The following is a 12,873-nucleotide window of genomic DNA, read 5'->3' on the forward strand; positions in this document are numbered from 1 at the left end:
CAATTTTATATTGTTAACCCCCTGTTAAAAGGAAAAAATCAATATATAAACCTTAATATTGAGGAAATCCCAATTTAATGGGCTCAAATATCGGAATATGCATTTTTTTTAACGTTGAATTATAAACGTTGAATTTCTTTCGTGCTAATTAAGATTGCACTGCATTAAATGTAAATATTTTGATATTTTTGAATAAATATGATAATTTATGAAGCTGAGAAAACAAGGATTGTACCTTCCGGAATTTGAACATGACAACTGTGGCGCAGGATTTATTTGTAGTCTGAAAGGAAAAAAGTCGAATGATATTATACATAAGGCTTTGGAAATATTGGAAAGACTGGAGCACAGGGGAGCGGTAAGTTCGGATGGAAAAACTGGAGATGGTGCCGGAATCCTTATAGATATTCCACATGATTTTTTTCAGGACGTATGTAGCTTTGAGCTTCCTGAACCAGGTAGTTATGCAGTAGGCAACGTTTTTCTACCTCAAAAGGAAAACCAACGGGACTATTGTATAGACGTTTTTGAATCCAACATTAAAAAACAAGGATTAAAATTATTGGGATGGAGGGAAGTTCCTGTGAACAAATCCATTCCGGGAAGAATAGCCGCGGAGACCGAACCTTTCGTTAAGCAGGTTTTTGTTGCACGAGAAAATGATGAGCAAGACTTCTTTCATTTTAATTTAAAACTGTTCATCGCCAGGAAGGTTACGGAACATACCGTAAATGCTTCCAAATTATCGGAAAGCAAATTCTTTTATGTTCCGAGTCTTTCCACCAAAATAATAATCTTCAAAGGGCTTTTGATGCCGGAAGATATTAGCTTATACTATAAAGACCTTATGGACCCACGGGTAGTCACTAGGTTGGCATTGGTGCACCAGCGTTTTTCTACCAATACATTCCCTACTTGGGATTTGGCCCAGCCTTTCCGCTATATGTGCCATAACGGGGAAATAAACACCCTTAGGGGCAATGTCTCAAGAATGCGTTCCCGGGAGGAATTAATGAAAAGTGATTGGTTTGGGGAAGAAATTAAAAATATCATCCCTGTAATACTACCTGGAAAGTCGGATTCTGCCACCATGGACATGGTTGTTGAACTTCTGCTAATGACAGGAAGGTCACTTCCTGAAGTTATGATGATCTTGGTACCCGAAGCATGGGAAAAGAACAATGAAATGTCTGAAGCAAAAAAGGCGTTCTATGAGTACCACTCATGTTTAATGGAACCGTGGGACGGACCTGCATCCATCCCTTTTACCGACGGAAACTACATTGGCGCCGTATTGGACAGAAATGGATTGCGTCCGTCTCGGTATTCAGTAACCAAGGATGGTTATGTTATTATGTCATCGGAGGTAGGGGTTGTAGAGATTGAACCCGAAAACATTGAATTGCACGGAAGATTGGAGCCAGGAAAAATGTTCTTGGTAAATATGGAAGAAGGGCGCATTATCAATGACGAAGAAATAAAAGAAGAAATTGCAGTAAGATACCCGTACAAAAAATGGCTGAACAAGAACTTGGTACATCTTAAGGATATCCCTTACAACGACTGCCCACTTTTCTTAAACGAAGCGTCTGTACAAAAGAGAAAAGCTGTATTTGGATATACCCTGGAAGATATAAACACCATTATTCTCCCCATGGGAAAAACGGCTAAAGAACCGCTCGGATCAATGGGATCGGACACGCCAATCGCTATCTTATCCGATCGTCCCCAATTGATTTACAATTACTTTAAGCAACTGTTCGCACAGGTTACCAACCCTCCTTTGGACGGTATTCGAGAGGAGTTGATTACAGATATTAGTCTAACCCTTGGAAGCGATCATAATATTTTTGAATTTTCAGAGCTACATTGCCGAAAATTAAAAATTAAAAATCCAGTAATATCCAAGGAAGATTTGGATAAAATAAAGAACTATGACGCAAGTCCTGACTATAAGGTAGTTTCCATTGCGATGCTTTATGATATTGAAAAGGGACATAACGGCCTTGAAGATGCTTTGGAATCCATTCTAAATCAGGCCGAACAGGCTATTGATGAAGGTGCCAATATAATTATTCTTTCAGATAGAAACGTTAGTAAGGAAAAAGCCCCTATTCCAGCCTTGTTGGCTTGTTCATTTGTGAACAGCGGACTTCAAAGGTTGGGCAAACGCTCCAAACTAAGTGTAATTATTGAATCTGCAGAGCCTAGGGAAGTACACCATTTTGCCCTGCTTTTTGGATTTGGCGCAAGTGCCATCAACCCTTATTTGGTGAACGAAATTATTGCAGAACAAATTGAAGAGCACGATATCACCGAATACACTTTTGAAGAAGCCATTAACAACTACAACAAAGCTGTTGGCAAGGGTATCCTTAAGGTTATGAACAAAATCGGAATTTCCACCCTTAATTCATACCGTGGATCGCAATTGTTCGAATGTATTGGAATAAACACTTCCACCGTAGACAAATACTTCCCCAACACCCCAACTAGAATTCAAGGGATAGGGCTTTATGAAATAGAGAAAGAAATTGCAAAGCGTCATCACAGAGCTTACATTGATAAAGATATAGCTGCAAATTTGGATTTGGAAATCGGTGGACAATACCGCTGGAGAAGGGATGGTGAAAAACACCTTTTCAATCCCTTAAGTATTGCCAAACTACAAAAATCGGTTAGAAACAACGAACCGGAATCCTATAAGGAATTTGCCAAAATGGTGAACGAGCAATCCAAGGATTTGATGACCATACGCGGACTTTTTGAATTCTCCAACTATGACCCTATTCCATTGGATGAAGTGGAACCATGGACAGAAATAGTAAAACGCTTTAAAACAGGCGCAATGTCATATGGGTCCATCAGTAAGGAAGCCCATGAAAATTTGGCCATTGCCATGAACAGGATAGGCGGAAAAAGTAATTCCGGTGAAGGTGGGGAAGATGCCGAACGTTTTTACAAGAACCAAACCGGGGATTGGAAAAACAGTGCCATAAAGCAAGTTGCTTCTGGTAGATTTGGGGTTACTTCCAATTATTTGACCAGCGCAAAAGAAATTCAGATTAAAATGGCACAAGGGGCCAAACCTGGTGAGGGAGGGCAATTACCCGGACCAAAAGTAAATCCGTCCATAGCCAAAACCAGAAATTCCACGCCATATGTGGGGTTGATTTCACCTCCACCCCATCATGACATATACTCAATAGAGGATTTATCCCAATTGATTTTCGATTTAAAATCGGCCAATCGCAAGGCTAGGATCAATGTTAAATTGGTTTCTGAAGTGGGCGTTGGTACGGTAGCAGCAGGGGTTTCCAAGGCAAAGGCCGATGTTATTCTCATATCCGGCCATGATGGTGGCACAGGGGCTTCCCCCTTAACCTCATTAAAGCACGCCGGGCTTCCATGGGAATTGGGAATTGCCGAAGCACAACAGACCCTGGTACTAAACGACCTAAGAAACAGGATTGTCCTGGAATGCGATGGCCAGTTAAAAACCGGAAGGGATGTAGCCATAGCCTGTTTGTTGGGAGCAGAAGAGTTTGGATTTGCCACAGCTCCCTTGGTCGCCTCAGGATGTATCATGATGCGTGTATGTCATTTAAACACCTGCCCTGTAGGTATTGCCACGCAAAATCCTGAACTGCGCAAGAAGTTTGAAGGCAAACCGGAACACGTCGTTAACTATATGTATTTCGTGGCCCAGGAACTTAGGGAAATAATGGCCCAGTTAGGGTTCAGAACTATCGAGCAAATGGTTGGGCAAGTACAAAAACTGGACCGCAAAAAAGCTTTGGAACACTACAAGGCTGCAGGTATAGACCTTACACCAATTTTATATCAAGTTGATGTTCCAAAAGGAACCAAGTTTTACAATACCCAAAAGCAACAACACGATATTGAAAAATCCATTGAGTTTGAAATTTTGGAAAAAGCGCATCCAGCCTTGTTCAGAAAAGAAAAAATCTCTTTGGATTTCCCAATCCACAATACCGATAGAGCCGTTGGCGCCATTACCAGCAATGAAATTTCAAAGATCTATGGAGTAGACGGTCTGCCCGAAAACACATTGAGACTTAATTTCACCGGTTCTGCAGGACAAAGTTTTGGCGCCTTTGCAACCAAAGGCCTCACCATGATCGTCAATGGAAACACCAACGATTATTTAGGAAAAGGTCTTTCCGGAGCCAAGTTAATTATAAAAGTACCTTATAAATCCACTTTAAAACCAGAGGAAAACGTAATAACCGGAAACGTTACGCTCTACGGTGCAACTTCGGGCGAGGCTTATATAAACGGAAAAGCGGGAGAACGATTCTGCGTTAGAAATTCAGGAGCACAGGCTGTCGTTGAAGGTATTGGCGACCATGGTTGCGAGTATATGACCGGTGGTACAGCGGTTATACTTGGTGAAGTAGGAAGAAACTTCGGAGCTGGAATGAGTGGGGGTATTGCCTATATCTTTGATGAAAAGAACACCTTTACAAGAAATTGCAATACGGAGTCTTTAAACCTTTTAAAGGTCGAGGACGATAATGATATAGCTGAATTGAAAGGCCTTATAGAAAACCACTACAATGCCACTCTTAGCCCAATTGCACAAAGGATCCTGGAAAATTGGGAAGATTGCCTACCAAAATTTATCAGGGTGTTCCCTGAAGAATACAAGCAGGCTTTGATCCGTTTAGAAAAAGAAAAATTAGAAACGATATAATCGAAATATGGGAAAGATAACAGGATTTTTGGAATTCGATAGAAAAGTAGAAGAATACGCTCCTGTAGAGGATAGGGTTAAAAACTACAAGGAATTTACGCTCCCAATGAAAGAAACGGAGCTTAAGGACCAAGGGGCCAGATGTATGGACTGTGGTATTCCTTTTTGTCACAGTGGGTGTCCGTTAGGAAATCTAATACCAGATTTCAACGACGCTGTCTACCTTGGAAAATGGGAAAAAGCTGCGGAAATATTGCACTCTACCAACAACTTTCCGGAATTTACAGGTAGGCTATGTCCGGCGCCCTGCGAGGAAGCCTGTGTATTGGGCATTAACGAAGACCCGGTAACCATAGAAAACATTGAAAAAAACATTGTTGAAACAGCTTTCAAAAAAGGTTGGGTAGTAGCTGAACCCCCTGCGGAAAGAACAGGAAAGACAGTTGCCGTTATTGGATCTGGGCCCGCCGGACTTGCTGCGGCCCAACAGTTGAACAGAGCAGGACACTTGGTTACCCTTTTTGAAAGGGATGAAAAAGTTGGAGGTCTTTTACGATATGGTATTCCTGATTTTAAGATGGAAAAAAATATCATTGACAGAAGGGTTAAGATTTTAGAGGAAGAAGGTATTATAATTAAGACCGGTGTTCATGTGGGCGTTGATGTTTTGGCCACAGAATTAAAGGATCAGTTTGATGCCATTGTGCTTTCCGGTGGTGCTACCGTGAGAAGAGGACTGCCTATAGAAGGAGCAGACCTTAAAGGGGTAGTACAGGCCATGGATTTCTTAAAACAGAACAATAAACGCGTAGACGGCATTAAAGATCTGGGCGAAGAAATAAAAGCTACTGGCAAAAACGTAGTGGTTATAGGTGGAGGGGATACGGGTTCGGATTGTATTGGGACCTCTATCAGGCACGGAGCCACTTCGGTATCCAACTTTGAAATATTGGGGAAACCTCCCGTAGGACGCCCGGAAGATCAACCATGGCCATTTTGGCCTATGCGTTTGCGAACCAGTTCTTCGCATAAAGAAGGTGTAGAACGATTTTTTAGCATTTCCACCAAAAAATTCATTGGTGATAAAAATGGCAACTTAAAAGGTCTCATCACCTCTCAGGTGGAATGGATTAAACAACCAGGACAGCGACCTATACTAAAGGAAGTTCCCGGAACTGAAAAGGAATGGAAATGCGAATTGGCACTATTGGCCATGGGCTTTACTGGTTCCGAAATGACTGTTGCCGAACAATTGGGACTCGAGGCCGATGCACGTACCAACATCAAAGCCAGTGAAACGGATTATAAGACCAATGTTCCCGGAGTATTTGTAGCGGGTGACCAAAGAAGAGGACAATCCTTAATAGTTTGGGCCATTTCCGAAGGTAGACAGGCGGCTTACCATGTGGATACCTATCTCATGGGAACATCCTATTTACCTTTAAAAGGAGAAGGCGACCTACCAAGGGTTTAATATATTTTCTGAAGACCAGAATAGATAAAAAAAATCCAACCCGTTACATGGGTTGGATTTTTTTTATTTCACCATCGGCGAGCCTAGCCTCAGTTACATATACTTATACGATCAAGCATCTTAACTAACCTAAATAACATTATTTTATTGATGTCCTTAAGGTTACGGCAACTTCGCAAAGTTTAAACTATTAGAACTAAGCAACCTTAAAATCCCACAATAGGAATTAGATTACATTTTCCATGTACCGCTCTCCGCAGTAATTTCCACATCCCAATCTTGCGGTGAATTATTTTTGTACCTAGGATCACTATCCTCCTTTGGAAAAGAATTAACCACGCCCAATAGACTGTTATAACTATTTTTCCTTTCGGCAGTATTAAGACTGTCCATTAGGTTATGGCGCTCAAAGGGATCATTGACCAAATCAAAGAACTGTTCCGGTTTACCGTTGGAATCTATATATAATTTGAATTGTTGGTCCCGTAGAACCCTATCCCTGAATTTAAATTGATTTTCTACACCATTTTCGGTTAGCCGAGCAAAGTTTCCTCCTCCCATACCTAATATCCATTTGCGTTGCGAGGCCTCGTCGCCCTCCAGTAAAACCTTCGCAAAAGACTTACCATCTATAATGTGCGAGGCATTAATATCTGTCCACTTATCCTTTGAGTCAACCCCTGCCAGGTCCATAAAGGTTGGAAGAACATCCGTAAAATCGACAAGGGCATTCGATTCCTGACCCGCTTTAATATGCCCTGGCCAACTAACCACAAATGGTTCGCAAATTCCCGCCTCAAGGGTAGTGGACTTACCTCCCTTTACCTGTTCACCTTTGTAAGTCCCAGTTATGGACTGAGCTGTACCATTATCCGTAGTAAAGACAACCACAGTGTTTTCCAACAAGCCATTTAGTTTTAAAGCATCTACCAATTGCCCAACAATCTTATCGGTATAGCGCACCATAGCCTTGTGCTTGCCCAAATTATCATTTGCAGATTCGTCCGGGGTATTCACCAAGGGAGTATGGGTCAATACCATGGGATAATAGACAAACATGGGACCTTCCCTATTTTCCGTCAGAAAGTCTATGATAAAATCACGAAAAATGTCCGGACCAAATGCTCCGGGATAAGACTTGCTGCCCTCTTTGGTAAAAACATAAGGGTCCCAATATCGTTCGGCACTGGCTTCAACACCTGCCTCGTAGCCAGTCCACATACAGTATTCATCAAATCCTGCTTTCTCCAACGCCTCCGGTTCTACCCGAAAATCATCAATCTGCCATTTACCAGCTATACAGGTTTTGTAACCAGCCCTTCTTATTTCATTTACCAAGGTGGGGTTCTCCGTTTCATCAAAATGGGCACCCCCACCCCAGCAGGGAACGTCCCAATGGTTGACCCAACCATGCCTAAATGGATATTGGCCAGTAAGTAAAGTGACCCTAGTAGGTGTACATTGGGGCATGGAATACACATTGTTGAACTTAATACCAGACTTGGCAAGCGCATCTATATTGGGAGTCTCTATATCCTCCGCACCGTAACTGCTGATCCATTCCTTCCCCAGATCATCGACCAAAACAAACAATATGTTAGGTGGTTGCTGTTCCGCTGACGACTTGGTTTTAGCTACATCGCCACAACCAAATAAACCCACAAGGGCAATGGCAAAAAGTATTCTTTGCATCAACATGAGGTTACTCCCTTTAATTATACATTTTGTTATAGAGATCATTAAGATCCAACTTATCTTCCATTGTTTTTTGCAGCTCCAATAGGTCGGCAAAAAGGGTTTTTACCTTCTCCTTATATTCTGGACTTTCGGACAGATCTTTCATTTCATTCGGATCATTCTCCATGTCGAACAAAAGTACCTTATCTATTTTCGGATAGATTAAAAGTTTAAATCCGTCTTTCCGTATCATACGCTGTACATCTATATAGGCACCGTAAATTCCATTATAATGACTCTCGGTTCTTTCCCCATTTACGATATCCATAAAGCTATTGAACTCAACATATTCAGGCTTCTCAACACCTGCCAATTCCAGGGAAGTTGCCATAATGTCCTGCAGATAAACATCCTGGTCCAAAGTTTTGCCCTTCGGAATGCCAGGACCTACTACCATCATCGGAATACGTATACTATGATCGAACATACTCTGTTTCCCTATCAAGCCATGATGCCCTACCGACAGACCATGGTCGGCACCGAAAAAGATATAGGTATTATCCATTTTTCCAGAAGCCTCTAAAGAATCCAAAATAATACCTATCTGCTCATCCATATGGCTCAACAGCGCGTAATATTCCTGCCGGTGCACCTTCACCGCATATTCAGTTCTTGGAAATGGGGCCAAGGCTTCATCCCTAAGACCTGGTTGATTGCCCATAGCATCCTTATATGGATATTCCGGTAAAAAGTTTTCAGGTACCTTGATGTTTTCCAAGGGATACATATCCAAAAAGCGTTGGGGCGCTTGCCTTGGATCATGGGTAGCGTTAAAGGCTAGATACATAAAGAAAGGGGCGTCTTTTTGCTTGGCGGTTTCTATAAAGGACAGGGCATCATCACGGACCACTTCGCTCCAATGTTTACCACCTTCCCAAAAGCCACCCTGTAAAGTATCCGTGGGAGACCACTCGGTATCATCCGGACCTGTTGGCCGTCCATAGCCCAGCGGCATATAGTCGTTCCAGTCCTTCATGTTCCCAGATTCCTCTTTCCACTTCTTTATTGATGCTCCCAATTTATTGGCATGATCTTTTGGCATGCCAGGACGAATATGTCTGGCATCGTTAAAAATAGTTCCAGCAGGGGCTTGAACATGCCATTTCCCTGTCATGTAGGTATTATAACCCTGTTTTTGAAGCAATCGGCTCCAAGTCTCGTTCAATGCCGTGGAGTCTCCCCTGTGCCATAACTCACTCTTATCCCTAGCATTCCATATATAGGAACCGGAAATGATCATGGCTCGTGATGCCACGCAAATGGCACCGTTCCAGCCGCCCATATTGTATGCGTGGGTAAAGGAAGTACCCTTATTGACCAAGCGATCCAAATTGGGAGTATGTACTTCGTTAAAACCCAAGGCCCTGATACTTTCAAAGGTCTGGTCATCGGCAAACAGAAAAACGATATTGGGCTTCTCTCCAGCCTCGGAGACCTTTTCAGATCCGGATGGCTTACAGGATCCAAGTAGAAAAATACTAAGTAAGGGTAGGCAAAAAAGTAATCTCATATTGGTTATTTTTGGTATGTAAAATTAAATCTCAATTATTCTTTAATAGAGCAGTCGCCAAAATTATCAATAATCCTTGCCCGAAGCACTCGTCTCCTGAGAATCCTTCCATTGGTTCCAGTAAGCAACCATTTCGTTCAACTTTTGGGGCTGCTCATTTGCCAGATTATTATTTTCGCCCATATCCGTACGGATATTATAAAGGGCAAAATGCTGTCCGCTATCGTCACTATAAATCTTGTACTCGTTGTCTATCAGAGCTGCTTGGTCTTGAAAATCAAAGGCCAAAGGTTCTGTCCTTCGCTTTACTTCGCCGTATACAATGGGCAAAATATCCACCCCATCATAAGGCCTTTTGTTTTTCGCAAGGTCCACGCCCAAGATATTAGCAATTGTAGGAAAGTAATCAGAAGTAAAGCAAGGGATGTCCACTCTTGTTCCAGGCCGTATATTCCCTTCCCATTCCATGATACCGGGGACCCGGATTCCACCTTCACGCAGGCTTCGTTTTCTACCTGTGAGTCCGTTGGTAAGACCTTGGGTCCTGCCTTTGACCGATTTTCCCTCAGGGCCATTGTCGCTGGTATAGAAAAGAACCGTATTTTCGGCAATACCCAATTCCCGCAACTTATCGCGTAATCGCCCTACCTGCTTGTCCAATGCGGATATTACACCATAATAATGTTGCTGGTCTTCGGAAAGGTCCGCATAAGGTTTTCGGTCATCATCCCCAGCCAAAACCGGCAAATGGGGCGTATGAAACCAAATTATACTTAAAAATGGTTTGTCATTTTTTACGGCATTTTCTATAAATGGGATAGCCCTATCCATGATTACCCTAGAATCGTCTCCTTCCAAATTTTCTTGGGCAAATTGACCCGGTCCGGTCCAATAGGAGGTATTAAAAGGTTCCCCTTCCTTTAAATTCCCATTTACATCGCCTGATGATCGTGGAGGAGTGATCATGGGGTCCCAGGTGGGCACCTTGGATTCCGTTACAAAACTCACATCAAAACCATGTTCCCAAGGTGGCGCATAGTCCCCATCAAATTTTTCCCTTCCTCCCCTATTGGCCTCAACTATATCACGTGTCAGGGTTCCCAAATGCCATTTGCCGAAATGGCCCGTGGTATAGCCCAAATCTTTGACCAATTCTCCCATGGTAATTTCCTCAGGTTTTATATGACCACAATTGGCATGGCAAATTCCATAGCGAAGGGGGTGTCTTCCCGTCATTACGCTTCCACGTGTAGGGGAACAGACGGCAGACGCCGCATAGAAACGTTCAAAAACTGCACCATTGGCCGCCATGGCATCCAAATTGGGCGTTTTTAGATGAGGGTGTCCGTTATACGCAATATCACCCCATCCTTGATCATCGGCCATTAGTAGTATGATGTTGGGGCTTTCTTTTTCCGATAGAATGGCTTCGGTCTTTTTTGGGCCGTCTGCACAATTAGTCAATGCACCTGCAATTAAAAGGCCTCCAAAAACATTTAAAATACTATTCAACTTCTTCAAAAATTTATATTTATAATTTCTCAATATAGACATAATAGGCAGGGTGCACCCTATTATCCTTATCTATTAATTGTGCTTCCATATCATATCTCCCTGCCGAAACTTTGGCGGTAAAGTATACTTCCTTCTGCCCTTTTTCCAATTTAGCAGATTTCTCTATGTCTGCAACATACAAATATGCATGATCAAAATCCGATTTTATGCTGGCGGGCATCGTCCTATCCAACTCCACTATTTTTTCCTGTGCTGGGAAAGTGGCGTTAATTGCCAATCCGCTTTCCCTTGGAAATCTGCAAAGGCTAATTTTGTACTCCCCATCTTCCACGAATTCTACTTTCCATCTTCCGGTGGCCTGGACTGCATTTGCTGCCCCGTATTGATGCCACATGCCATTAAACTTACCAGTCAACATATCATGAGCGGAAATACGACTTGGATTTTCTTGCGGTGATCCTACTTTTATATAGGCATATCTTTCGTTAACTCCCTCATCCATAAACGACTGCCACCATCTTTCATAACCTTCGGCCAATTTTTCAACTACTTCGGGGTGTTGATCTATTACATTTTTAGTTTGACTACGATCCGTGTTCATGTTATAAAGTTCCGTTCCGTTGACAAACCTCCAATTGTCATCCATAACAGAATATTTTCTATATTTTACCAAGTTTTGAAGTCTTTGGGTATCTATATACAGAGTTCTATTGGGCCAATTTTCATCGTTGTCATATAATAAAGGCTTAAGACTAATACCATCCAAAGGTTTCACAGGATTAAAGTCGAGTCCCAATAGATCCACAAAAGTAGGTAACAAATCATAGGCAGCAGCCAATTTGTCTATGTCCTTACCACCGGTAAGTTGACCATTGGGCCAGCGAATAAATAGGGGCACTCTATGGCCACCTTCATATTCACTTCCCTTACTACCTCTTAAACCGGCATCGAAAACTTGATTCCCACCAGCAGTACCATTATCTGTCATAAAGATCAAGATGGTATTGTCCGCTATCTTCAGCTCGTCCAACTTCTTTTGCAGCAACTTAAAATTGTCATCTATATTGGTTATCATCCCATAAAAGCGTTGAAATTGCTCCTTAAGGCCATCAACGTCCTTATACATATCCAAATATTCCTTTGGAAGATTCAATGGTCCATGAGGCGCGTTAGTGGCGATATAACAAAAAAATGGGTCGTTTTTGTTTTCCTCTATAAAGTCCATCGCTTCGGAAAAGAAGACATCGGTACAGTAACCCTTATATTTTTGAGTTTGCCCATTGTGCCAATAGGTATCGTCAAAATAATCGTTCCCCCAATAATCAGGGCCTTGAGTAATTCCACCACCACCGTGTCTAACAACTTCATGAAATCCCCGATCTTCAGGACGATACGGATAGTTATCCCCTAAATGCCATTTTCCAAACATTCCATTGGTATATCCATTTTGGGCCAATACCTGCGGCAAAATTACTTCATCCTCAAACAGTAGGGAACGTCCGGTTATAGTATGGAATACATTAATTCTATTGGTATGTCTACCGGTCATTATAGCCCCACGGGTAGGGGCACAGGTTGTGGATACGTGAAAATTGGTAAACCGCACGGACTCTTTATAAAATTCATCAATGCTGGGCGTTTTAACATATGGGTTTCCATAGCAGCCCAAATCGCCCATACCCTGATCATCCGTAATTACAATGATGACGTTGGGCTTTTGTGTTACCTTGTTTTGAGCGTTGGAAATTATCGGCAGGACACATACGGTCAAAACTAAAACCCTAAAATAACCTAAATAACGTGAGTTCGACTTAAGAAATGGGTGTTTTATATTGCAGGAAAAGCAGAAAATTGGTATATTTAAGTTATTGACATTCAAATATTTAACCAATTATCTGCTTATGATTTCTACCGATAAAA

6 protein-coding genes are annotated in these 12,873 nt (G+C 42.1%); 2 read left to right on the top strand and 4 right to left on the bottom strand.

Annotation, left to right across the window (positions count from 1 at the left end; genetic code table 11):
- Window positions 1-208 precede the first annotated feature (208 nt).
- Entirely contained in the window at window positions 209-4,717 is a 4,509-nt protein-coding gene (gene gltB, locus QSE00_RS19250) for a glutamate synthase large subunit (protein WP_110358491.1), read from the top strand.
- 7 nt (window positions 4,718-4,724) lie between these two features.
- Window positions 4,725-6,191, top strand: coding sequence for a glutamate synthase subunit beta (locus QSE00_RS19255; protein WP_110358492.1), 1,467 nt, complete (start codon window positions 4,725-4,727; stop codon window positions 6,189-6,191).
- A gap of 231 nt (window positions 6,192-6,422) precedes the next feature.
- On the opposite strand, the gene QSE00_RS19260 is transcribed toward QSE00_RS19255, so the two are convergent.
- The 4 genes from QSE00_RS19260 to QSE00_RS19275 all read right to left on the bottom strand — a co-directional run bounded on the left by QSE00_RS19260 (window position 6,423) and on the right by QSE00_RS19275 (window position 12,724).
- Window positions 6,423-7,883, bottom strand: coding sequence for a sulfatase-like hydrolase/transferase (locus QSE00_RS19260; protein WP_286107123.1), 1,461 nt, complete (start codon window positions 7,881-7,883; stop codon window positions 6,423-6,425).
- A gap of 19 nt (window positions 7,884-7,902) precedes the next feature.
- A complete protein-coding gene (locus QSE00_RS19265; protein ID WP_286107124.1) occupies window positions 7,903-9,438 on the bottom strand; it encodes a sulfatase-like hydrolase/transferase in 1,536 nt (511 codons plus the stop codon).
- Window positions 9,439-9,504: 66 nt separating this feature from the next.
- Window positions 9,505-10,959: a sulfatase family protein gene (locus QSE00_RS19270; protein WP_286107125.1), complete on the bottom strand. Its 1,455-nt coding sequence runs from the start codon at window positions 10,957-10,959 to the stop codon at window positions 9,505-9,507.
- A 10-nt stretch (window positions 10,960-10,969) separates the two neighbouring features.
- Window positions 10,970-12,724: an arylsulfatase gene (locus QSE00_RS19275; RefSeq protein WP_286107126.1), complete on the bottom strand. Its 1,755-nt coding sequence runs from the start codon at window positions 12,722-12,724 to the stop codon at window positions 10,970-10,972.
- Window positions 12,725-12,873 lie beyond the last annotated feature (149 nt).

The sequence above is a fragment of the Arenibacter flavimaris genome (assembly GCF_030291335.1).
Taxonomy (GTDB): domain Bacteria; phylum Bacteroidota; class Bacteroidia; order Flavobacteriales; family Flavobacteriaceae; genus Arenibacter.